This window comes from Variovorax sp. OK605, from assembly GCF_900115445.1.
Lineage (GTDB): Bacteria > Pseudomonadota > Gammaproteobacteria > Burkholderiales > Burkholderiaceae_C > Variovorax.
On sequence record NZ_FOWL01000009.1, the window covers coordinates 278,839 to 301,330 of the forward strand.

The following is a 22,492-nucleotide window of genomic DNA, read 5'->3' on the forward strand; positions in this document are numbered from 1 at the left end:
CGCCTGCTCGCAATGGGCCTGCTGATGGCGGTTTTTGGAACCGCCGTCAGCTACATCCAGCTCAGCCGCTTCCTGCGGCAGGACCTGACCCAGTCGGTGGCGACCCAGCAGAAGGCCCTGGCCGACTACGTGGCCCGCGACGTCGACAACTACCTCGGCGAAAGGCTGTCGTTCCTGCAGCGCCTGGCCGCCACCCTGCCGCCCGAACTGCTGGCCCGCCCCCAGCAGCTGCACGCCTGGCTGGCGGAGCGCGGCACGCTGAACGCCATGTTCCCGCTCGGCCTGGCGGTCGCCGACGCCGCCGGCCGGCGGCTCGACGGCGAGGGGCAACTCGCAGCGCAGAGTCCGGAATTCGCCAGCGCGCTGCAGGGAAAGCCCGCGCTGGGCGTTCCGCGGGCCGCCGCGGTCTCCCGGCATTCGGTGCTGCCCATGACCACCCCGGTGCGCGACGCCGCGGGCAAGGTGGCCGCCGTGCTGGTCGGCACCGCGGACCTCACGGCCGACGGCTTCCTCGACCACCTGCAGACCGGGCGCGTGGGCCAGGCCGGCGGCATTCTGGTGGTGTCGCCGCGCGACCGGCTCTTCGTTGCCTCGACGGACGTGTCGATGTCGCTCACGCCGACCCCGCCCGACGGCGTGAACCTGCTGCACGACCGCGCCATGGCGGGCTACCGCGGCAGCGGCACCACGCGCAACGCCAAGGGCATCGACGAGATCTCGGCCATCGCCTCCGTGCCGACCAGCGGGTGGTTCGTGGTGGCGCGGCTGCCCGTGTCGGAAGCGCTGGCGCCGGTGGCGCGCATGCAGACCTTCATCCTGCAGCAGCGCGCGCCCGCGGTGGCTGCGGTGCTCGTCCTGATCGGCTTCATCATGGCCTGGCTGCTGCGGCCCTTGCTGCGCGCCGCCAACCAGGCCGACCGCATGACCCGCGGCGAGCTCGGGCTGGCGCCGCTGCGCGTGGTGCGCGACGACGAGATCGGCCACCTCACGCAGGCCTTCAACCGCCTGCTGGCCAAGCTGGTCGACAACCAGGCCGCGCTGGCCCGGCTGGCCCACCACGACAGCCTGACCGGCCTGCCCAACCGCAAGCTGCTGGACGACCGGCTCCAGCAGGCGCTGGTGCGCGCCAAGCGGCACGGCCACCAGGTGGCGGTGCTGTACCTCGACCTCGACGGGTTCAAGGCGCTCAACGACACGCTCGGCCACGAGGCGGGCGACGAGGCCCTGGAAGAAGTCGCACGCCGCCTGCTCGGCCTGGTGCGCCAGACCGACACCGTGGCGCGCATCGGCGGCGACGAGTTCGTGCTGCTGGCCGCCGATTTCGAAGACTCCGCCGAGCGGGCCGCGTTGATCCTGGCGCAACGCTGCATCGACGCGATTGCGCTGCCGCTGCGGCTGAGGGGGTCCGAGACGGTGATGGGGGTGTCGATCGGCATCGCCGTGGGCTGCGGCGACGAAACGCCGCAGGACCTGCTGTCCGCGGCGGACAAGGCGATGTACCAGGCGAAGCAGAGAGGGCGGGGGCGCTCTGTGGTGGCGGGTGCGGTGGCTGGGGTGGTGCAGCAGGCCTGAGGACTGTGGGGGGAACGGCTGGGCTGCGATCAGGTTGGGAGTGGCTTGGGCTTGGGGGTTGCTATGGGGAAGGCTGCTGTGCGCGCCATTCCAGACATCGGCCTCATCCGAAAGCGGTCACTCGATCGGAGATCGGGCACGGGCGCACTGCGGTCTTTCATCCTCGTGGATTCGGGGCGTCAAAACGGCCGCTTACAGCGTGTCTTTACTCAGGGGAGCGCTACCTAAGATTTGACGAAATTCCAACGTCTTCGGGTACATGCTCAAAAGCAAATGCCACATCTAGCTTTAGTGCCGCGAATCTGACGAACGTTTCTGAGTCAATCTGTTCCGAGTATCTCGGATCGGTACTTTTTATTTCTACATTGATGCCCGAGAGAAATTTGTCTAGTCCAAGCATCATCTCGGCGTACGGCTCCAGAATGTCGAGAAGGGACTTCAAAACAAAATCGATTGGCTCGTCACATTTCGGGCTATCGATGAAGATATAGCTGTATGGCCCGAACTTGCTCAAAGGCTCCTTGGCTCGTTGAATTCTCATCGGCGTGCCGGATAGCCGCTCTTCGTAATCCTCCATCTGACCGGGCATGCAACACAGCCAGAAGTGTGCGCGGCGAGCAAGCATAGATAGCCTTTTGTGAAATTATTTTGACCCGACGCACCGCTCTAACGAAGTCCATTCGCAACGACCGGCTCTGGCCGAGAGTCGTCCCGCTAGAAAACTAGTCATCAAGCGGCGCGCACTTGCTGCGAATCCAGGGTGAGTGAACGTTGGCCCGCTCTGCTTCCCACTCGGGAGCTAAATCAAGCAATGCGTCAAGGGCAGGGTCGCTGTCGAGCAGGTGTCCCATCCCGACGACTCTGTATTCAGACGCATTGTCGGCATGCTCCCCGCCGCAAACAAAGCACCAGCTCCCACCCTCCCTCGCTACAAGGAGGACCGGCTTCACGTTGTCGAAAACGTGAATGCAGACATAGGATTTTTGGCCGCGTTGCATTTTTTGAGCGCCGGTACTGACGGTGTTCAACTCTGGTTTCTGTCTTGCGGTGTGTTGCCGCCCGTGTCGAGCGACGGTTGTGGCCGGATTTTTCCATCGGCCGCGCGCTGATGCCGTCAGCGGCTGAGGTAGAGCGTTTCCCGACCGCATTCAGCCTCGGCCGCGAGGGACTGCTTGTGGCCCGGTCCGGCTCGCTGATGTCGAGCGCACATGCGCCCGGTCGCGATCATTCGACTCCCCGAGAATAGTCGCAGTCAAGTACGCTTTTCGCCGCTCGAAGACATACCTTCAAGCTTGCCCCACGCTCAAATCATTGCGAAATCATCGACGTCCGCGACCCCGCATTGCATGGAGAAATTACGAGTCGATGATGCCTACTCCAGACTCGCAGCCTGATGTCGCGCCCTCCGACAGAATTTCTATCGGCATGTTGATGGGCGGCCTTTTCCTGCCACTCGCCGCAGCAGGCATTGGTCCCGGCACGGCATCGCAAGCGTTCTGCGTGGTCGCTTTGCTGTGCTGGCTCTTGTTGCCTGTGTGGGACCCCTTTTTTGCGATAAAGACGGGCGTCATCGGTGGCAGGCATAGAGTCTTCAAACGGCACGAGCCCTTCAAATTCTGGCTGGGACTTGCGACCTATGAGGCGCTCCTGCTGACGCTGAGCTTTTGCATTGCATCGGTTTTGTACTCATCCCTGGAACGAACCTGATCCGTCCCCGACTTGTGGTCGGATTCTGTAGCGGTAGCGGCGACGGTCCGCTCCTCTCCGAATTGCCGCTTCCGCGAGAGACCGCTTGTAGCGGCGGATTCAACCCGTCGATGCAACACACCGAGAACTGCACAGGCAGCAAGATCGTCGGCATGAAGCAAAGACCTCGACGCTGCTCACACCCCTTCGACGATCCGCAGATCCCGTTCGGCACCGTCGCCAAGTGCGACCAACGCGGCCTGGTAGTCGGGGCTGTCGTGAACGGACTTCGCATGCTCGACGCTGTCGAATTCGATCAGCACGGTGCGCTGGGCCAGTCCGAATTCATACACCGCGACCGGAAGCCCCCGCGCCAGAAAGCGTCCGCCTCCTGCGGTGATGGCCGGCCCGGCCAGTTTTGCGTAGGCCGCAAGTTTGTCTGCGTCTTTGACCGCACGGTACGCACTGACCCAGTAGGCTTTTGCCATGGTGATTTCTTTCAGGTTGGGGAACGAACAAAGAGATAGCGTTGGCCCGAGAACAGACAGAGGTGCCATCGAGTGGGCGCTTGTGGCCAGATTCTGCCGGACCGAGCGAACGGCTGCTTGTGGCTGCAAATGCCTTTTGAAGCTCAGCGCGGCCCGAACATGACATCCGACCGCAATGCGTACTTGAGGCCTTTCAAGACTTCAGCACCTTCGTGAACGAGGCCGTGCTCGAAGACCCCATCCGGTCGCGGCCGTCATGCGTCGCAGTTGGTGCCCGGCCCTTCGGTACCGTCCGGATTCCAGAACCGCCACAGGCCGACCCCGCTACCTTCGTGATAACGGCCCTCGGCCGCAAGCGTGCCGTCCGGATGGAAATCGCGCCAAGGCCCGTGCTCCTTGCCGTCGACGCAATGCCCTTCGGAGACCGGCGTGCCGTTCTCGTCGTACGCAACGAAGAGACCATGGCGAATCCATCGGGTCTTGTCGGCCGACATCACTCGCGCGTAGCGGAACCTGATCGCGCCAGCCTCGCAGAGGATCCCTGCGATGTCGAGGTCGGCACGGCTGTTCATGCTTGCCTGGACCGGTGCGGGCCAGCCCACGGCTCAGCCACCTTCAGTCCTCGCGACGGGAGGCTTCGCAACAAAGGCCTGCTTGCCGTTGCGGTCGAAGCCGGCCGATTCATAGAACTGGAAGGTCGCATCGTCTTTCCTGCCGGTCAGCAGCATGACCTTGTAGCAGCCTTGGGACCACGCAAAGGACAGCGCCTCGGCCAGCGCGGCCTGCCCGTATCCCCGCTTGCGGTGGTCGGCATGTGTCACGACGTTCTCGATCACGCCATACGCTCTGCAGCCGCGGGTGAGGTTGGGAATCACGGTGACGGTGCAGCTCGAGACCAGCCTCCCGGCCACGTAGACGCCGAAGTACCTGCAGCGCGGGTTCTGCACCAACTCGCGCCACACGGCCTCGACGATCCCGGGGTCCGGCAAAGGGTCGTCGGACTCGTGGAGATGCCGGTACAGGGCCAGAAGGCTGTCCAGTTCCGATGGGTCGATTTGACGGACTTCCACGCATCCTCCTTGGGGTTCGGCCTGCAAACGCTCTCGAACGCCCCCGCAAGGGGCGCCTGGCCGAATGTAGCCGCAGGCCGTCGTTGCTCACACCCGTCGGTCCAGCGAGACGACCACGAGCGCCGCGCCCAATCCCAGCGAGGCCGATGCAAGCATCACGCAGAGCAGCGCGTGCGTGCTGCTCGCTTCCGCCAGGAAAAGCCCGGCGACCGAGGCGATCAAGGCGGCACCGCCGATCGTGAGCGATGCCGCCAGGCCCGCGGCGGTGCCGGCCAGGTCGGGCCGGACCGACATCGCACCCGCGTTCGCGCCGGGCAAGGTCAGGCCGTTGCCCACGCCGATGAACACGCACGGCCCGAAGAACGCCAGCACGTGCCCGACCTCGAACACCGACAGCAGCAGGCCCGCCAGCAGCCCGGCGCACGTCAACAGCCGGCCGGCGAGCACGGTCGTGCTCAGCGGATGGCGGGCGGCGTACCGGCTGGCCAGGCGGCTTCCGACGATGAAGCCCGCGGGCACCACGCCCATGAGCAAGCCGAGCTTCACGCTCGAACCTTCGAGCAGCGGGCCGGCCGCCGATGCCGCGCCGCCCAGGAAGACATAGAGCGTTCCCGTCGAAAACGCCATGCAGACCACGTAGCCGCCGAAGCGCGCCGAGCGCAGCAGGTCGCCATAGCCGCGCAGGTAGCTTGCCAGCGGGCGGGCGGCCGTCTTGACCGGTCCCTTCAGGTCGGCGGCGGCCAGGGCCAGCACGGCCACGCCGAAGACCGCGAAGGCCACGAAGTTCGCGCGCCAGCCGAAGAGCTGGTCGAGCATGCCGCCGAACGCCGGGCCGACCATGGGGGCGAGCGCCCAGGCGGAGGCGACGTAGCCGATCTTGCTCGCGGCTTCGCGCTCGCCCGAGGTCTCCTTGATGACCGCCAGCGAGACCGAGTAGCCCGCCGCGATCACGGCCTGCATGAAGCGGAAGAAGAGAAAGATGCCGATCGAGGGCGCGAGCGCGCAGCCGATGGACGCCACGACGAAGATCGACACGGCCGCCAGCACCACGGGACGGCGCCCGTACCGGTCCGACAGCGGCCCGGCAACGAGCTGGGTCAGCGCCGCGACCACCGCGAAGCCGGCGACCGAGAGGTTCACCAACGCGAAGTCGGCGCCAAAAGCCCGCGCGATGTGGGGCAGCGACGGCGCGAACATGTTGACCGGCAAGACCGCCACGGCCGACAGAAAGATCAGGGTTGCCAGGCGCGGGGCCGTGCTGGAAGCGTTCATGAAGTCGCCTTGTACGTCGCTCGGCGCCATGCCGCTCGACCTGTCCACCCGCGACCCCGGTCCTTCGACCAGGGCGCGGCCCATTCAAGTTTCAGGCTTGGGTGGATGAGGCCGTTGATGACGGCGAGTTCGGCCCCCACAGGCCGAGGCTGCGCAGGTTCGCTGCGTCACTTCGGCAAGCACGCCTCGACAGCCGCTCCCCGGCGATCCTGTTGCGCGACCGGCGGGGGCACATTCGCATCAGGCGGCGACGCGAATGTTTCGAATGCGCCCTTCCCGCGCATCGCGGTCAAGGTCGCAGCTTCTTCTGGCTGTGCGCGAGAGCATAGTGGCTGCCCCTCCCGCCGTAAAGCCGAGGCATCGACCGCTACCGGATGCGGTGCGCCACCCACTGGGCCCAGACGATGATCACGGGAAACACCAGCTCCGAGGCCAGGTAGGCCAGCCACACGCCGCCGGGCTCCGGCAGCCCGACCTTGGCCATGGAAACCAGCCGCCCCACCGCGGCCATGAAGACCGCGAACGCGATCAGGTAGACGAGGGTGCCCTGCTGGCGGATGGTGAGCGCCGCCCACAGGCTGATGACCCCCGTCGACAGGTAGACGCCGCCCATGAAGCGGTGCACGTTGTCCAGCCTGGGCGTGGTCTCGGGCTGCCCCATGAACAGTTGGAGCGTGCCGCCGAACAAGGCGATGGCGGCAACGACGAAGAGACAGACTTGCACGATGCGCTGGCTGGCGGGCATGGGCGTACCTCTTGGGGGGCTGATGAACGCCGCGATTGTGCCCCTGCAAGCTGACAGCTCAGGTGTCTTTCGAAGGCGCACGCAGCCGCGGCTCCCAGTCTTCGACGTGCCCGGCGGCCACCCGCTTGCCGAAGGTGCGGCGCCAGCGCTCGGCCAGTGCGGGCAACTCGGCGGCAGCCGCCCACTCGGGCGCGAAGCGTTCGTCGCGCGCGAACAGCAGGGCGATGAGGCGCGACAACGGCCACTGCGGGTGCGCCCGGTCGACCAGCGCCGCCTGCGCGCCGCCGCGCACCCAGCCGGGTTCGAGCGTGCGGTAGTACCAGCCCGTGCAGCCGCGCGATTGCATCTCGCGCGCCATGCCGGGCTCGCCGAAGCGAACGTCGAGCTTCCAGCACGGCTGCCGGCCCTGCGAGACCTGCACCAGCGCATCGCCGAGGCGCACCACGTCGCCGATGCACACATTCGATTCGTCCCAGCCCGTCGTGGAAACGTTCTCGCCGAAGGCGCCGGGGCTTCCGAGCAGATCGGCGCGGCGGCTCCACGAGGCCCAGCTTGCGCAGTGCTCGCGCGGGTAGTGGTGCACGGCCTTTTCGGGGCCGCCGTGAATGCGCGGGTCGGCCTGCGCATCGCCCTGCAGGCCGGTGGCGGACAGCCACAGCGCGCCTTCAGCGGGCGACTTGTGGATGCCGCTCGCCGAGCGGCCGTCGGGCAGCAAGCCGACCTGCCCCACCAGCAGCGCGTCGATGGTGGTGGCTTGCACCGTCATTCGAGTTGCGCCAGCCAGGCCGTCGGCAAGGTCTTCGTCATGCCGCCGCGCGCAGCTTGACCGACGGGAAATCGACCGGCACCTCGAACGCGACGTTCACATAGTTGGTGAACAGGTTCAAGGCCACGTGCGCCAGGATCTCGACGATGTGGCGGTCGTCGAAGCCCGCGGCGCGCAGCGCCTGCACGTCGGCTGCGTCGACCTGGCCGCGTTCGTCGACGACCTTCAGCGCAAAGCGCAATGCCGCCGCGGTCTGCGGGTTCGCCGATTCGCCCGCCTGCGCCGCGGCCATGTCGGCGGCGGACACGCCGGCCTTGCGGCCCAGCGCGGTGTGCGCGGCCAGGCAGTAGTGGCAGGCGTTGCGGTCGGCCACGGCCACGGCGATCTGCTCGCCGAGCTGCGCCGGGATCACGCCGCCGCCCAGCGCGCCGAACGCGCCCCACAGGCTCTTGAGCGCGGCCGGCGAGTGGGCGACGGCGCGAAACATGTTGGGCGTGGCGCCGAAGGCGCCGTGGATCTCGGACAGCAGTGCCTTGGCTTCGCCGGTGGCAGCGGCGTCGGTCACGAGGGGAATGCGAGTCATGGTGTTCCTTTGAAATGAAGTGGTGGGAACAAGTGTCTTTGCATCGGTCGTATGATTTGGCTCGTTTTATCCAGATAACGTACCTTTTCGTCCAATGCCGCCCCGCACGCCGCCCATCGACAGGCTTTCCTCGCTGCTCGAACGCTTCCACGTGCGGGCGCATCTGTTCCATGCCGGCCCCTTGTGCGGCACCACGCGTTTCGAGGCGAAGGAGGGGCGCGGCTTTCTGCATGTGCTGCGCCGCGGCGAGATGGTGGTCACGCATTCGTCGCGCGCCGGCGTGCCGCGCAAGCTCGTGGTGAAGGAGCCGAGCCTGCTTTTCTATCCGCGCCCGCTGGCGCACAACTTTCACAACGCGCCGACGGAAGGCTCGGATTTCGTCTGCGCCACGCTCGACTTCGACGGCGGCGACGCGCACCCGCTGGCACGTGCGCTGCCTGCGCTGATCCGCCTTCCGCTGCACGCGGTGGAAGGCCTCGAGCAGTCGCTGTCATTGCTCTTCGCCGAGACCACGCGGGTGCTGTGCGGGCACCGGCTGCTGGCCGACCGGATGTTCGAGGTGGTGCTGATCCAGCTGCTGCGCTGGCTGCTCGACCATCCGCAGGAAAGCGAGTTGCCGGCCGGCCTGCTGACCGGCCTCGGCGACCCGCAACTGGCGCGCGTGCTGGTCGGCATGCACGAGCGCCCGGGCGAGCCGTGGACGCTGGAGCAGATGGCGCAACAGGCCGGCCTGTCGCGCAGCGCGTTCGCCCAGCGCTTCAAGGCGGTGGTCGACGCCACGCCGGCGGACTACCTGGCGAACTGGCGCCTGACCATCGCGCAGGCCGAGCTCAGGAAGGGCGCATCGGTGAAGACCATCGCACAGGCGCTCGGCTATGCCAATGCGTCGGCGCTGTCGCGCCTGTTCACGCAGAAGGTCGGCGTGTCCGCGCGTGAATGGCTTGCGGCCCGGCAGTGACCGGCCTTTGCTTCGCCTCGGTGCGCAGGCTGAAGCTCACGACTCGACGGTGACCCCGTTGCGCGCGAGCACCGCCAACAGCCGGGGAATGTCGGGCGGGCCCGCCGGAATCTCGTGGTCGATGGCGGCGAACATTTCCGACGCGAGGGCACCCTGGCCCGTGATCTCGAGCATCTGCCCGCCGCCCTTGCCGTACTGGAAGCCATGCACCGTGCCGCGCGGCACATGCACGAGCGTGCCCGGCTGGCACATGTGGGCCTTGCCGTCGCAGAGAAACGTGATCTGGCCGCCGAGCACGTAGAAAGCCTCGTCCCAGTCGTGGCTGTGCGGCGGCGGGCCCGTGCCCTCGTCGCCGCGCTGCAGGGTGATGCCGAAGCTCCGCGTCGTCGCGTTCGACGCCAGCACGGTCACCTGCGTACCGACCACGTTCAGAGGACTGTCGCGCCGCTCGGGCGTCAGGACAAAGTACGGAATCGTCATGTTCCATGCCTCCAGGGCGGGGAGCGCGATTCTGCGCGCCGCCATCGGGGGGCACAAGCCGGCTGACTTCGGGTGACTGCCATGCACAATCTGTCGCATGTCGTCCCAGAGCCATCACGGTCATCAGAGCCCGCAGCGCCCCCCTGCCCTGCCCCCCGCATGCGAATCCACGAACTGAAACGCCGGCTGCGCGAAGCCGGCGCGGGCCCCAGCCACGAGCAGCGCATCCTGCGGCTGTGGTCGCATGCGTTGCCGCGCGACAGCGGCCGGCGCCTGCCGCACAGCTTCTTCCCGTCGTCGCTGATGGAGGCCCTGCCCGCCATCGAGGCCGAGCTTGCGGGGCTGGCGCGCATTCACGCGGTGCACCCCGGCGCCGACGGCTCCGAGCGGCTGCTGGTGGCCCTTGCCGACGGTCAGACCGTGGAGAGCGTGCTGCTGCCGCGCGACGGCCTGTGCGTCTCGTCGCAGGTCGGGTGTGCCGTCGGCTGCCAGTTCTGCATGACGGGCCGCGACGGCCTGCTGCGCCAGGTGGGCAGCGCCGAGATCATTGCCCAGGTCGCCCTTGCGCGCCTGCGGCGGCCGGTGCGCAAGGTGGTGTTCATGGGCATGGGCGAGCCGGCCCACAACCTGGACAACGTGCTGGAGGCCATCGAGCTGCTCGGCACGGTGGGCAATGTCGGCCACAAGAACCTGGTGTTCTCGACCGTGGGCGACCCGCGCGCGTTCGAGCGGCTGCAGCAGGAGCGCGTGAAGCCCGCGCTGGCCCTCTCGCTGCACACCACCAAGGCCGAGCTGCGCAGGAAGCTGCTGCCGCGCGCGCCCAACATGACGCCCGAGGAAGTGGTCGCCGCGGGCGAGCGTTATGCGCGCGCCACGGGTTACCCCATTCAGTACCAATGGACGCTGCTGGAAGGCGTGAACGACGGGCCGGACGAGATCGAAGGCCTGGTGCAACTGCTCTCGGGCAAGTACGGCGTGCTGAACATGATTCCGTTCAACGCGGTGGACGGCGTGGCGTTCAGCCGCCCGTCGTGGGAGCGCTGCGAGCAGATGGCGCGCACGCTGCACCAGCGCGGCATCCTCACGAAGCTGCGCAACTCGGCCGGCCAGGACATCGACGGTGGCTGCGGCCAGTTGAGGGCGCGCGCGGCCGAGGTGCAGGTGGTGCTGCACAGGCCGAAGACCGGCGCCGAGCCGGGCCTTCGTTCCGGTGCTGCCGGCACTACCGGTTCGGCCAGCGCTACCGGCCCTACCGGCCCTACCGGCGCTACCGGCGGCTAGCGCCGGATCTGCGGCGCGGGCACGCCTTCGATCACCACGTTCAGGCACGCCGGCATTCCGCTGGCGAGCGCCCGCCGCGCGGCGGGCAGCAGCTCGGCGGCCTCCGTCACGCACTCGCCATGCGCGCCGAAGGCTTGCGCCACGGTGTCGTAGCGCGTGGGCCGCAGCTCGCAGCCGATCAATCGTTCGGGCCCGTAGTCGCGCAGCTGGATCTGGTACTCGGCGTTCCAGCGCGCGTCGTTGCCGACCACCGCGACGAAGGACAGCCCGTAGCGAACCGCGGTGTCGAACTCGGCGATGTGAAAGCCCACGGTGCCGTCGCCCATGACCGCGACCACGGGCGCCGAGGGTCGGGCGCAGCGCGCCGCGAGCGCATAGGGCAGCCCGGCGCCGATCGACCCGGCCACGCCGTTGTTCACGCGGTGCGGTGCGCGCAGGCAGGCCATGGCCCACTGGCCGATCTCGCCGCCATCGCAGACGAGCACCGATTCGGGATGGCTGTCGAGCAGGGCCTGAAGGGGGCGCAGCATCTGCACCGGGTGCAGCCGGCCCGGCGATGGCGCGCTGGCGCTGTCCCACGCGGCGGGCCGGTAGGCCAGCGCCTCGTGCGCTTCGCTCAGCCACGCAGAAGCCGCCGGCTCGCGCGCGGCCGGCGATGCGGCATCGGTCAGCGCGCGCAATGCCGATGCGGCATCGGCCTGCGCCACGGTCTGCAACCGGTCGCCGAGCGCACGGCGGCTGCGATCGATCTCGGCCTGCTCGGCGTCGACCTGGTGCACCTGCGTCGCCGCGGGAAAGGCAGCGCCGAACTTGACCGTGAAGTCGACCCGCTTTCCCACGAGCAGCAGGCAGTCGACGCGGGCCGCGAGCTGGGCGAACGCGCCCAGGCTCGCATCGCCGGCGCCGCGCGGGCTCTCCATGCCGACCACGGGAATGCCGGTCGCCTCTTCCAGCGCATGGGTCAGCGCGCGGCCGCTGCGTGTCATGCACGAGGGTCCGACGACGATCATGGGGTTGCGGGCCGCTGCAAGACAGTCGAGCAACCGCGCCGCAACGGCCGCATCGAGCGGCATCGGTTCGGGTGCGAACGCTGCCGCATCCAAAGTGAAGGAAGCGTCTGCCACAGCACCTTCGAGCACATCGGTCGGCAAGCTGAGGTGCACCGGCCCCGGCCGGCCCGACCGCGCGAGACGGATCGCCCTGGCGATGTCGGCGGCAACGTCGTCGGCGCTGGCGCATGTCCAGGCGGCCTTGCAGACCGGCGCGGCCATCTCGGCCTGGCGCATCTCCTGGAACGCGCCCTGCCCGAGCTGGTCGTTCGGCGCATGGCCGGACAGCAGCACGACCGGCGCCTCGGCCATCTGCGCGGTGTACAGCGCGGCCACAGCGTTCGCATGACCCGGGCCGCCCGTCACCAGGGCAATGCCCACTTCGCCGGTGATGCGCGCCCACGCATCGGCCATGTGGACCGTGCTGGCCTCATGGCGCGTGTGCACGAGCTCGATGCCGGCGCCGAACGCGGCGTCGAACACCGGCATGATGTGGTTGCCCGACAGCGTGAAGATGCGCTTCACGCCCGCGGCTTGCAGAGACTGGATCAGCGCATCGGCGCCTCGACGGCGAGTGGGTTCTGTCATGCGGGGAAGTTCGGTTTTCAGGTGCCGGGCCCGAGTGAATGGCGCTGGCCCGAACGCAAGCGTTGACCCGGACAGGAAGTGCGCGGCGCAGGGCGGCCGATTATCTGTCAGGCGCCACCTTCGAAGGCGCGCGTCAGTCGATGGCGAAGGCGGCCCCACCCGCGGTTGCCTCGGGCACCGGCAAGTGCAGGCACAGCACGGTTTCCCCGGGCCGCGAGCGCAGCGTGAGCGTGCCGCCCAGCGCGGCGGCGCGCACGCGCATGTTGGTCAGGCCCCGGCCGCCGGACCTGGCGTTGGCGTCGAAGCCGCGGCCGTTGTCGCACAGGTTGATCTCGATGCGCTCGCCGATGCGCTCGCCGTTGCCGTTGCCGTTGCCGTTGCCGTTGCCATCGCCCTCGCCTTCCCCGCCACCGGGCACCAGCCGCGCAACCAGGCTGGCCTGCGTGGCCGCCGAGTGCGCCATCATGTTGGCGAACGCCTCGAACAGCAGCATCTGCATCTGGTGGGACTCGCGCGCGGTCCAGCCCGCCATCGTCGGCAGATGGCCGACGTCCCAGTGCAGGTCGATGCCCTCGGCCTGCAGCCGCGGCCCGAGCCGGTAGCGCACGGTGCCCAGCGCGGAGGCCACGTCGCCCTCGCAGCCGTGCATGGCGTCCACCGTGAGCTTGAGCTGGTCGACCGCGTCGCGCAGGTGCAGCGCGACGTCGCCGAGCGCCGCGCCCGGCTGCTGGGCCATGCGCAGCACGCCCATGAGCTGGCCGCCCAGGCCGTCGTGCAGGTCCTGCGTGAGGCGCTGGCGCTCCTCGAGCGCGCCGCGCGCCTTCTCGCCTTCGCGCTCGCGGGCAAAGGCAGCCTCCAGCGCGGCGTTGCGCTCGGCGAGTTCGGCTTCCAGCGCGACGTTCATGGCCGCCATGACACGGGCGTCCTTGCGCATGCGCTCGGCAATGATCCAGGCCAGCGAGATGGCAAAGCCCACCCACGCGAAGCGGACCCAAGGCACCATGGCGTAGGCCTCGGGCGAGGTGCGCATCACCCACACGTCGCGCGCGCCGCACAGCACGATCAGCAGCACGGCCACGGCCAGCACGCGATGCTCGAGCACCGCGCTGCGCAGCGCCACGCGCAACACCACGACCATCATCGCCAGCGCCATCAGCAGGCTCAGCCCGCGCCACAACGGCATGAGCCACAGCACCGGCACCAGGATGCCGATCGCGGCCGTCACCGGCGCCAGCCACGCCATCAGGCCCAGGAAGCGCGCCAGCGGGCTGTTGTCGCGCCCCACCACGGAAAGCGCGAAGCGGCACAGCAGGGGCGTGGCCGCCTGGAACGCCGCCAGCGGCAGCACGCCCCACCAGGGCCAGGCCAAGGGCGCATGCGTGAACAGCACGCGCGCCGTCTGCACCGACCACAGCAGCTCGCCCAGGCCGTAGTAGAGGTAGATGGGTTCGCGCTGGCGCAGCCACACCAGCAGCGACAGCGCACCCAGCACGCCGCTCACGATGGCAATGAAGCGCCCGCCGCTGACGTGCCAGAACAGCGCCTGCTCGTACAGCGGACGAATCTCGGCCTCGCTGCCCGCCACCACCGGCGACAGGCCGCCCTGCCGCGCGGCCTGCGCGGCAATGGCGATTTCCACGCGCTGCGGCGATGTCTGGCCCGAGGCCGGCAGCAGGAAGTACTGCGGCTCGATCGCCGCGTCGTCATAGGGGCCCGGGGGAAAGGCGCCGAAGCGCGCCAGTTCATGGCCGTTCACAGACAGCCGGTAGCTGTTGCCCAGGCGCGGCACGAACAGCGCAAGAGGGGTGTGGGGGTCGGCGGCCGGAATCTCGAAGGTGAACCGCGCCTCGCCATCGACCGCGCCCTGCCGCTCGTCCCAGAGGTAGGGCAGCGACACGGTCTGGGGGCTTTCGGCGGGGGCCGGGGCCTGGCCGCGCAAGGCCAGCGTGAGCTGCGCCTGCTCCACCAGCGTCACGGCGCGGGCGGAAACGCTCCATCCCAGCCCTGCGAGCACAAGCATCACCCACAGCAGGCGCCATACGAGCGCTTTGTTTCGTCGACCCATGACGCCGCCGACTGTAGCAACAATTCCTTGCAGAACTGTCGCCCAAGCGCACACAAGCCGTTTCGCGCTCTCGGGTTTGACGTTCCGAGGTTCTGGCTCTTCTGGTGCTTCAGGTCGGCACGTCGGTGCGCGGCAGCCGCAGGTGCTTCTTCAGCGTCTCGAACACCTGGCGCGTGACCGGGTTCACCACATGGCTGCGCACGTAGAGGTAGTACGCCAGGTCGGGCAGCCGCGGCATGCCGTCGCCCGCGCCCAGCACGCGCAGGCCGGCGTCGAGCTGCTCCACGCCGCGCGCGGTCACGCCGAGCCCCGCGCGCAGCGCGGCCTTGATGCCGATCAGGCTCGACGAGGTGTAGCGCGGCGTCCAGGCCACGCCCGCCGTGTCGAGCGCCTCGTGGCCGATGCGCCGGAAGATGCTGGGGCCGTCGGCCATGATGAGCGGCACCGGCTTGGTCGGGTCGTGCACGTAGCCCGCGGCGCACAGCCACACGGTGGGCGAGTTGCGCAGCACCACGCCCTCGAACTGCGACTGCGCGTCGGCACGGTTGGAAATGATCATGTCGACCTCGCCGCTCTTCAGCGAAGTCATCAGGTAGGGGCTGCGCCCGATGTGGATGTCCAGCTGCAGCAGCGGCGAGGTGCGCGCCACCTCGGTCAGCAGCAGCGGCAGCATGGTCTCGGCCACGTCGTGCGGCGCGCCGATGCGCAGGTTGCCTTCGAGCTGGCCCTGGCGCAAGCTGCGCAGGGCCTCGTCGTTCAGCGCGAGCATGTGGTGCGTGTAGGTGAGCAGGCGTTCGCCGTGCTCGGTGAGCCGCTTCTGGCGGCCCTGCTTGGCGAACAGCGGATGGCCGATCTGCTCCTCGAGCCGCTGCATCTGCTGCGTGATGGCCGACTGCGTGCGCTCCAGGTGAACGGCCGCCGCCGCGAAGCTGTGGTGGCTGACAACGGCGGCAAAGGAGCGCAGCAGTTCAAGATCGAGGGTGGCCATACATTAATTTTATTGATGTGTTTGTTGCACCGCTTGGATTGTTGCGTCACGCGCCGGTCACTACAGTGAATGCATACCGAACACGCAACCCCACTGGAGAACACGCATGAGCACCCCATCCGAGCAACGCCAGCAGGCCGTGACCGCGTCCATCGATGCGATGAAGAAAGCCATCGGCGGCGCTGAAGCAACCCGCGAGACGCTCGACGTGGTGCTCGGCTCGCTGCAAGACCTGGCCGCGCACACCGCGTACTGGGGCGCCGCCGACTTCCCGCCGCCCGAGGCCGGCGAGCACCAGGCGCGCTACCTGATCGCCGAAGACGCCGACCAGAGCTATGCGCTCTACCTGAACGTGATGCGCCCCGGCAAGAAGATCGTGCCGCACAACCACACGACCTGGGCCTGCATCGCGGCCGTGGAAGGCACCGAGCACAACCGCGTGTACGAGCGCACCGACGACGGCGCCGTGGCCGGCAAGGGCCAGCTCGAGGAAACGGCACTGGTCGTCGTGGCACCGGGCACGGGCATCGCACTGATGCCCGAGGACATCCACTCGGTGGAGATCCAGGGCGAGCAGGTGATCCGCCACCTGCACATGTACGGCCGCGCGCTCGAAACGCTGAACCAGCGCACCGCCTACGACCTGGCCGCCGGCACCTACCAGACCATGGGCATCGGCGTGCAGACGCGCCGCTAAAGCGCCTTCCGGCTTTCCACTTTTGTTCATGCGGGCCGCACGCGCGGCCTCGCAGGACCCCGTTCGTCCCAACGACTTGTTCTCATGACCTCCTTCATCGACCCGAAGACCCTCAAATCCTGGCTGCACGACGGCGCGGAGATTGCGCTGCTCGACGTGCGCGAGCACGGCCAGTACGGCGAGGCGCACCTGTTCTACGGCATCCCGCTGCCTTTCAGCCGGCTCGAGCTCGACGTGCCGCGCCTGGTGCCGCGCCGCGGCGCGCGGGTGGTGGTCTATGACGAAGGCGACGGCGCATCCGCCGGCGTGGCACAGCGTGCCGCCGCGCAGCTGGCCGCGCTGGGCTACACCGGCGTGCACGTGCTGCAGGGCGGCGCCCTCGCATGGAAGGCCGCGGGCTACGTGCTCTTCGCGGGCGTCAACCTGCCCTCGAAGACCTTCGGCGAACTGGCCGAGGAGGTCTATCACACGCCCCGCGTCAGCGCCGACCAGCTCGCAGAGATGCTGGCGCGCAACGACAAGGTGGTGGTGCTCGACGGCCGGCCCGTGAGCGAGTTCCACAAGATGAACATCCCGAGCGCCACCTGCTGCCCCAACGGCGAGCTGGCCTACCGCGTGCGGCAGCTGGTGCCCGACACCACCACGCCCATCGTCATCAACTGCGCGGGGCGCACGCGCAGCATCATCGGCGCGCAGACGCTGATCAACCTCGGGCTGCCCAACCCGGTGTACGCGCTGGAGAACGGCACGCAGGGCTGGTACCTGAACGACCACGTGCTGGAGCACGGCGGCACGCGCCGCTACGCCGACGACAGCGGCAACACCGACCTGCGCCCCGCTGCGAAGGCACTGGCCGCGCGCTTCGACGTGCCCGTGGTCACCGCGCCCACGGTGCAGCAGTGGGCCGCCGAGGCTGCCGAAACCGCCGAGGCTGCCAACGCGGGCCGCAGCCTGTTCCTGTGCGACGTGCGCACGCCCGAAGAGTTCGCCGCCGGCAGCCTGCCGGGCGCGCAGCACACGCCGGGCGGCCAGCTGATGCAGGCCGGCGACCAGTACGTCGGCGTGCGCGGCGCGCGGCTCGTGCTGTTCGACAACGACGGCGTGCGCGCGCCGACCATCGCGAGCTGGCTGCGGCAGATGGGCCACGACGCGAGCGTGCTCGAGGGCGGCCTCGCGAGCGGGTTGTCGCTGGCGCCCGCCAAGGCACCGGCGGCTCCTCCACTGGCCACCATCGATGCGCAAACGCTCGCCGCGCGGCTCGAGAAGAACGACGTGGCGGTGATCGACCTTCGCGGCAGCATGCCGTTTCGCGCCGGGCACATCGCACAGGCGCGCTGGTCGATCCGCCCGCGCCTGGCCGCCGACGTGAAGAACGAGACGCGCCAGTTGGTGCTGGTGGCCGACGACGCCGCGCTCGCGGCTTGGACCGCGGCCTCCGAACTCGCGAACCTGCCTGCGCCGCTGCCGCTGCTGCTGCAGGGCGGCATGGCCGCCTGGCGCGCCGCCGGCCTGCCGCTGGAAGCCACGCCCGCGCTGCCCGCCGATGCCGACTGCATCGACTACCTGTTCTTCGTGCACGACCGCCACGACGGCAACAAGGAAGCCGCTCGCCGCTACCTCGCATGGGAGACCGGCCTCGTCGCGCAGCTCGATGCGCAGGAAAAAGCCGCTTTCCGCCTGCCTGCGGCGGTGGCGGCCACGCCATCGCACCAGTGATCCACCCCTGATCCACCCCCCCGGTTTTCGCTTTCTGTTGTTCGTCCTTGTCCGTTCCTATTCCAGGAGTCCTGTCATGTCGTCTGTCAGTCGCATCTCACCGCTCGTTCGCCTCGCCGTCGCCGCCACCTGGCTCGCGGCGCTGGTCGTGCACCCCGCCACCGCCGAGCCGATGGCGCAGCGCCACGGCTTCCCGTCGCAAACGATCAAGTTCATCTCGCCCTTCCCGCCCGGCGGCGGCAACGACGCCACCGCGCGCCTCGTCACCACGCGCCTGCCGGAAATCATCGGCCAGGCGGCCGTGGTCGACAACCGCGGCGGCGCGGGCGGCAACATCGGCGCCAAGGCCGTGGCCGACGCCAAACCCGACGGCTACACCGTGCTCACCTCGCAGGTGTCGATCATGGCCGTGAACCCCACGCTGTATGCGCAGGCGGGCTTCGACCCGGTCAAGAACTTCATCCCGATCACGCAGATCAACGCCGCGCCGCTCGCGCTGGTGGTCGACGCCAACTCGGCCCTCAAGAGCTTCGGCGACCTGGCCGCCAAGGCCAAGTCGAGCCCCGGCAAGGTGACCTACGCGACGCCGGGCAACGGCACCCTGTCGCACCTGGTGGGCGTGGTGCTGGGCAAGGACAACGGCATCGAGATGACCCACGTGCCCTACAAGGGCGCCGGCCCCGCGCTGACCGACCTGCTCGGCGGGCAGGTCGACGTGCTGGTGACCTCCACCGCGTCGGTGGCGGGCCTGGTGCAGAACGGCAAGCTGCGCGTGCTGGCCGTGACCAGCCCGCGGCGCATCGGCGTGTTCGCCAAGGCACCGACGCTCGAAGAACTCGGCTACGCCGGCGCGCGCTTCGAGGACTGGTACGGCTTCTTCGCACCGGCCGGCACGCCGCCCGAACGCGTGGCCTACCTGAACGAAGCCATCGTGCGCGCGCTGCGCCTGCCCGAAGTGGCCAAGCTCGTGACCGACGGCGGCAGCGAGGTGGTCGGCAATTCGTCGGAAGCCTTTGCCGCGCAGATGCGCCAGGACATCGATCGCTGGTCGCGCATCGTCAAGCTCTCCGGCGCCCGCGCCGATTGACGCAACATAGCGGCCTGAAATTCTTTCGCCATCCGCCCTCTTCATCACCATGTCCGACCCGCACAACGTCCCCGCAGACCTGGCCCCCGACACGCGGCTCACGCGCACCGGCAAGAACCCGTCGCATGCGGGCGGCTCGCCCGTCAACACGCCGCTGGTGCGCGCCAGCACCGTGCTGTTCGACAGCGTGGGCGCCATGCGCGATGCGCGGGCGCGGCGCGACGACGAGCGCGTGTTCAGCTACGGCGCGCGCGGCACGCCCACCACCTTCGCGCTCGAAGACGCGGTGAGCGAGCTCGAAGGCGCCTACCGCACGCGGCTCTTCCCGACCGGGCTGGCCGCCATCGGCATGGTGCTGCTGTCGTACCTGAAGCCGGGCGACCATGTGCTGATGTCGGACAGCGTGTACGAGCCCACGCGCAACCTCGTGCATTCGTTCCTCGAGCCCTACGGCATCCGCAGCAGCTTCTTCGCGGCGGACGGCAGCGGCATCGAGGACCTGTTCGAGCCCGCCACGCGGCTGGTGTACGCGGAGTGCCCCGGCTCGCTGGTGTACGAGATGTGCGACCTGCCGAAGCTGGCCGCGCTCACGCATGCGCGCGGCGCGCTGCTGGCGGCCGACAACACCTGGGGTTCGGGCCTGCAGTACCGCCCGCTCGCGCTGGGCGCGGACATCTCGACGATGGCCGCGACCAAGTACCTCTCGGGCCACTCCGACGTGATGATGGGCACCGTCGCCACCACCGAGGCCGCATGGCGGCCACTGAACGAACGCTGCGACGCCTTCGGCATGACCGTGAGCCCCGATGACGCGTGGCTGGTGCTGCGCGGCATCCGCACGCTGTCGGCGCGGCTGCAGATGCACGAGCGGCATGCGCTGGAAGTGGCGCACTGGCTCGAGCAGCGGCCCGAGGTGGCCACCGTGTTCTGCCCGGCGCTGCCGCAGCACCCGGGCCACGACATCTGGAAGCGCGACTGCAGCGGCACCAACGGGCTGCTGTCGATCGAGCTGAAGCCCGGCATCGGGAACGCCGCGGTCGAGCGCTTCGTCGATGCGCTCACGCTGTTCGGGCGTGGCTCGTCATGGGGCGGCTACGAAAGCCTGGTGGCGTGGACCAACATGCGCGCCGCGCGCAGCGTGACCGACTGGAGCGGGCGCGGGGCGGTGGTGCGGTTGCATGTCGGGCTGGAGGCACCGGCGGATCTGGTGGCGGACCTGGCGCGCGGGTTTGCGGCGATGAACACAGGGGCCTAATTCCCTAGGAGGCCGGGCCGAAGCCCGCGCCGCGCCAGCGGGCCGCCGGCAGGGGCTGCTGCTGCGTCGAGCAGTGCGCGGCGCCGCCGCCCAGCGAGATGGCATCGATCGGCAGCAGCTCGACCGTGCGGCCCGCAAAGGCGCGGGCGAACACCTCGCGCGCCTGTGCGTCCTGCGGCACGCCGAAGGCCGTGGAGATCACCGCGCCGTTGACCAGCACGTAGTTCGCATAGGTGTCGCAGAAGCGCTCGCTGCCGTGGTTGCGAACCTGCCGCGGCACGGGCAGGTCGAGCACTTCGAAGCGGCGGCCCTGCGCGTCGGTTGCCAGCGCCAGCGCACGGCGGTTTTCCTGCATGGCGCGGTAGAGCTCACCCTGGTCGGGGTCGGCGGCATTGAAGAGGATGCGGCCCGGTGCCGTGAAGGAGGCGATGCCGTCCACATGGCCGTCGGTCTCGACCTCGCCCGGATGGCCCGGGAGCCAGACGATCTTGCGCACGCCCAGCATGCGCCGCAGTTCGGCCTCGATGTCGGCCTTGCGCATGCCCGGATTGCGGTTGGGATGCAGCAAGCAGCTCTCGGTGGTCAGCAGGGTGCCCTGCCCGTCGACGTAGAAGGCGCCGCCCTCCAGCACCATGTCCGACGCGACCAGCGGCACGCCCACCCATGCCGCGATGTCGGCCGCGCAACGCCGGCAACCGTCGTGCGGGTGGTACTTGCCGCCCCACGCGTTGAAGCGGAAGCCCGCGGCCATCTGGGTGCGCCGCTGCGCGTCCACCAGGAAGACGGGGCCGCAGTCGCGCAGCCAGTTGTCCTCGACGGCCATGGGCACGACGCAGACCCGCGGGCCGCACAGCTCGCGCGCCCGGTCGGCCAGCGGTGCGTGGGCGGCGACGATGCAGCGCTGGTAGCGGGCGATCGTGCGCGCGAGCAGCGCAAAGGCGCGGCAGACCGCGTCGTAGTGTGTTCCCCAGAGTTCTTCGCGGTCGGCCAGCACCGGCCAGCCCAGCCAGGTGGCCGCCATCGGCTCCCATTCGGCGGGCATGCGCAAGCCGGCGCGGCGGCAGTCGAAATCGTTCGGTATCACGTCGTTCCTCGGGTGTGTCGTTCAAAGGGACGCGTACTATGAGTTGAACCCAGCTGATTGAAAAACGATGAATTCGCCATGTATTCATCGACCCAACTCATATGTGCATATGTCAAACGCCAGACTGCCTTCGTTCAGGTTCCTGATCGGCTTCGAGGCGGCCGCCCGCCTGGGCAACTACTCGCGCGCCGCGGACGAGCTCTTCGTTTCCCAATCGGCCATCAGCCACCAGATCGCGCAGCTCGAGCAGCAGGTCGGCCAGCCGCTGTTCCGGCGCAAGGGCCGCGGCGTGGAACTGACGGTGGCCGGGCGCCTGCTGCTGGACAGCGTGAGCAAGTCGCTGGAGCAGATCCGCAACGGGCTCAGCCGCATCGAGACCTACATGGACGACAACCTGGTGACGGTGGTCTGCCCCGCGCCAATCGTCAGGGGCTGGCTGCAGGCGCGCGTGGACCAGCTGCTGCAGGCGCACCCGGCGCTGTGCCCGATCATCTCGATCGACGAGACGGCCCGCTACATCGACGAACTCGACGTGGACATCGCCATCACGCGCGAGCCGCTCAAGCAGCAGGGCGTGCTCGAAGTGCCGCTGCTGGACGACGAGCTGATCGCCGTCGGCGTGCCCGGCGCGGGGGCACCGCAGGGCACCGGCATGCTGTGCCTGGAGGGCGACCTCACGAGCGACCGCATCGGCCCCTTCATCCGCGAGCACTTCGGCGGCCTGCGCAAGGTGGCGATCTACGACGATCCGCGCCTGCTGCTGGACGCCGCGCTGCGCGGGCGCGGCCTGGCCTTGCTCTCGCGGCTGCTGGCCGACGAGGCCCTGCGCAACGGCCAGCTGCAACACCTGGCCGGCTTTCCGAGCCTGCCGCTGGGCACCGTATGGATGTCGCGCACCGGCGGGGAGCCGCGGCTGCCGCTGGTGCGCGAGGTCTTCGACAGCCTGCTGGGCTATGCGCGCGACGCGCAAGACAAATCATGAGCTGGGTTGATTGATTCAGCCAATAAAGATCAGTTATGCAAATGAATAAAGGTCGACAGAATCCGATGCCCTGGTAGTAA

The 22,492-nt window shown here is 68.8% G+C and carries 23 protein-coding genes; 9 read left to right on the plus strand and 14 right to left on the minus strand.

The features are described 5' to 3' along the window. Nucleotides 1–24 precede the first annotated feature (24 nt). On the plus strand, nt 25–1,572 hold the full coding sequence (locus tag BM013_RS24245; protein ID WP_256221648.1) for a GGDEF domain-containing protein: 1,548 nt from the start codon (nt 25–27) through the stop codon (nt 1,570–1,572). A gap of 220 nt (nt 1,573–1,792) precedes the next feature. Here the strand turns inward: BM013_RS24245 and BM013_RS24250 are convergent, their stop codons facing one another. Together BM013_RS24250 and BM013_RS40615 are read right to left on the minus strand one after the other, a co-directional pair. Further along, nucleotides 1,793–2,197 carry a hypothetical protein gene (locus BM013_RS24250; protein ID WP_143098326.1) on the minus strand — a complete coding sequence of 135 codons (405 nt, stop codon included), beginning with the start codon at nt 2,195–2,197 and terminating at the stop codon, nt 1,793–1,795. A 97-nt stretch (nt 2,198–2,294) separates the two neighbouring features. Further along, nucleotides 2,295–2,600 carry a hypothetical protein gene (locus BM013_RS40615; protein ID WP_143072477.1) on the minus strand — a complete coding sequence of 102 codons (306 nt, stop codon included), beginning with the start codon at nt 2,598–2,600 and terminating at the stop codon, nt 2,295–2,297. A 340-nt stretch (nt 2,601–2,940) separates the two neighbouring features. Between BM013_RS40615 and BM013_RS24255 the strand changes: the two genes are divergently transcribed. Next, the gene (locus BM013_RS24255) at nt 2,941–3,279 is read left to right on the plus strand and encodes a hypothetical protein (protein ID WP_143098327.1); all 339 of its coding nucleotides are present in this window, start codon (nt 2,941–2,943) and stop codon (nt 3,277–3,279) included. 176 nt (nt 3,280–3,455) lie between these two features. Here the strand turns inward: BM013_RS24255 and BM013_RS24260 are convergent, their stop codons facing one another. From BM013_RS24260 to BM013_RS24290, 7 genes are all read right to left on the minus strand, one after another. Continuing rightward, nucleotides 3,456–3,746, minus strand: coding sequence for a DUF1330 domain-containing protein (locus BM013_RS24260; RefSeq protein WP_093130205.1), 291 nt, complete (start codon nt 3,744–3,746; stop codon nt 3,456–3,458). A gap of 254 nt (nt 3,747–4,000) precedes the next feature. After that, nucleotides 4,001–4,348: a toxin-antitoxin system YwqK family antitoxin gene (locus BM013_RS24265; protein ID WP_371280746.1), complete on the minus strand. Its 348-nt coding sequence runs from the start codon at nt 4,346–4,348 to the stop codon at nt 4,001–4,003. 3 nt (nt 4,349–4,351) lie between these two features. Next, complete coding sequence (locus BM013_RS24270; protein ID WP_093130207.1) at nt 4,352–4,816, minus strand: GNAT family N-acetyltransferase; 465 nt, start codon at nt 4,814–4,816, stop codon at nt 4,352–4,354. An 87-nt stretch (nt 4,817–4,903) separates the two neighbouring features. Further along, nucleotides 4,904–6,088: an MFS transporter gene (locus BM013_RS24275; RefSeq protein ID WP_256221649.1), complete on the minus strand. Its 1,185-nt coding sequence runs from the start codon at nt 6,086–6,088 to the stop codon at nt 4,904–4,906. 367 nt (nt 6,089–6,455) lie between these two features. Then, complete coding sequence (locus BM013_RS24280) at nt 6,456–6,833, minus strand: DUF4345 domain-containing protein (protein ID WP_093130209.1); 378 nt, start codon at nt 6,831–6,833, stop codon at nt 6,456–6,458. 58 nt (nt 6,834–6,891) lie between these two features. Next, complete coding sequence (locus BM013_RS24285) at nt 6,892–7,599, minus strand: MOSC domain-containing protein (RefSeq protein ID WP_093130210.1); 708 nt, start codon at nt 7,597–7,599, stop codon at nt 6,892–6,894. A 37-nt stretch (nt 7,600–7,636) separates the two neighbouring features. Continuing rightward, complete coding sequence (locus BM013_RS24290; protein WP_093130211.1) at nt 7,637–8,182, minus strand: carboxymuconolactone decarboxylase family protein; 546 nt, start codon at nt 8,180–8,182, stop codon at nt 7,637–7,639. A gap of 94 nt (nt 8,183–8,276) precedes the next feature. Here BM013_RS24290 and BM013_RS24295 point away from each other — a divergent pair, with 94 nt between their 5' ends. Beyond that, nucleotides 8,277–9,140 carry an AraC family transcriptional regulator gene (locus BM013_RS24295; protein WP_093130212.1) on the plus strand — a complete coding sequence of 288 codons (864 nt, stop codon included), beginning with the start codon at nt 8,277–8,279 and terminating at the stop codon, nt 9,138–9,140. A 36-nt stretch (nt 9,141–9,176) separates the two neighbouring features. Here the strand turns inward: BM013_RS24295 and BM013_RS24300 are convergent, their stop codons facing one another. Then, nucleotides 9,177–9,620: a cupin domain-containing protein gene (locus BM013_RS24300; protein WP_093130340.1), complete on the minus strand. Its 444-nt coding sequence runs from the start codon at nt 9,618–9,620 to the stop codon at nt 9,177–9,179. 159 nt (nt 9,621–9,779) lie between these two features. Between BM013_RS24300 and BM013_RS24305 the strand changes: the two genes are divergently transcribed. Continuing rightward, nucleotides 9,780–10,901, plus strand: a complete 1,122-nt coding sequence (locus BM013_RS24305; RefSeq protein ID WP_256221650.1) for an RNA methyltransferase — start codon at nt 9,780–9,782, stop codon at nt 10,899–10,901. On the opposite strand, the gene BM013_RS24310 is transcribed toward BM013_RS24305, so the two are convergent. The 3 genes from BM013_RS24310 to BM013_RS24320 form a co-directional block, all read right to left on the minus strand. After that, complete coding sequence (locus BM013_RS24310; RefSeq protein ID WP_093130213.1) at nt 10,898–12,538, minus strand: thiamine pyrophosphate-binding protein; 1,641 nt, start codon at nt 12,536–12,538, stop codon at nt 10,898–10,900. The two genes, BM013_RS24305 and BM013_RS24310, sit on opposite strands and share 4 nt — an antisense overlap. Before the next feature lie 133 nt (nt 12,539–12,671). Further along, a complete protein-coding gene (locus BM013_RS24315; protein ID WP_143098328.1) occupies nt 12,672–14,558 on the minus strand; it encodes a sensor histidine kinase in 1,887 nt (628 codons plus the stop codon). Between the two features lie 154 nt (nt 14,559–14,712). Then, the gene (locus BM013_RS24320; RefSeq protein WP_093130215.1) at nt 14,713–15,591 is read right to left on the minus strand and encodes a LysR substrate-binding domain-containing protein; all 879 of its coding nucleotides are present in this window, start codon (nt 15,589–15,591) and stop codon (nt 14,713–14,715) included. A 106-nt stretch (nt 15,592–15,697) separates the two neighbouring features. Between BM013_RS24320 and BM013_RS24325 the strand changes: the two genes are divergently transcribed. The 4 genes from BM013_RS24325 to metC all read left to right on the plus strand — a co-directional run bounded on the left by BM013_RS24325 (nt 15,698) and on the right by metC (nt 20,346). Then, nucleotides 15,698–16,288, plus strand: coding sequence for a cysteine dioxygenase family protein (locus BM013_RS24325; RefSeq protein WP_093130216.1), 591 nt, complete (start codon nt 15,698–15,700; stop codon nt 16,286–16,288). 84 nt (nt 16,289–16,372) lie between these two features. Then, complete coding sequence (locus BM013_RS24330; protein WP_093130217.1) at nt 16,373–18,004, plus strand: rhodanese-like domain-containing protein; 1,632 nt, start codon at nt 16,373–16,375, stop codon at nt 18,002–18,004. Between the two features lie 76 nt (nt 18,005–18,080). Further along, the gene (locus BM013_RS24335; protein WP_093130218.1) at nt 18,081–19,091 is read left to right on the plus strand and encodes a Bug family tripartite tricarboxylate transporter substrate binding protein; all 1,011 of its coding nucleotides are present in this window, start codon (nt 18,081–18,083) and stop codon (nt 19,089–19,091) included. A gap of 49 nt (nt 19,092–19,140) precedes the next feature. After that, the gene (metC, locus tag BM013_RS24340; RefSeq protein WP_093130219.1) at nt 19,141–20,346 is read left to right on the plus strand and encodes a cystathionine beta-lyase; all 1,206 of its coding nucleotides are present in this window, start codon (nt 19,141–19,143) and stop codon (nt 20,344–20,346) included. A gap of 4 nt (nt 20,347–20,350) precedes the next feature. Here metC and BM013_RS24345 read toward each other — a convergent pair whose 3' ends face one another. After that, entirely contained in the window at nt 20,351–21,430 is a 1,080-nt protein-coding gene (locus BM013_RS24345; protein WP_256221651.1) for an agmatine deiminase family protein, read from the minus strand. 109 nt (nt 21,431–21,539) lie between these two features. On the opposite strand from BM013_RS24345, the gene BM013_RS24350 reads away from it, so the two are divergent. Beyond that, nucleotides 21,540–22,412, plus strand: a complete 873-nt coding sequence (locus BM013_RS24350; RefSeq protein ID WP_093130220.1) for a LysR family transcriptional regulator — start codon at nt 21,540–21,542, stop codon at nt 22,410–22,412. Nucleotides 22,413–22,492: the final 80 nt, after the last annotated feature.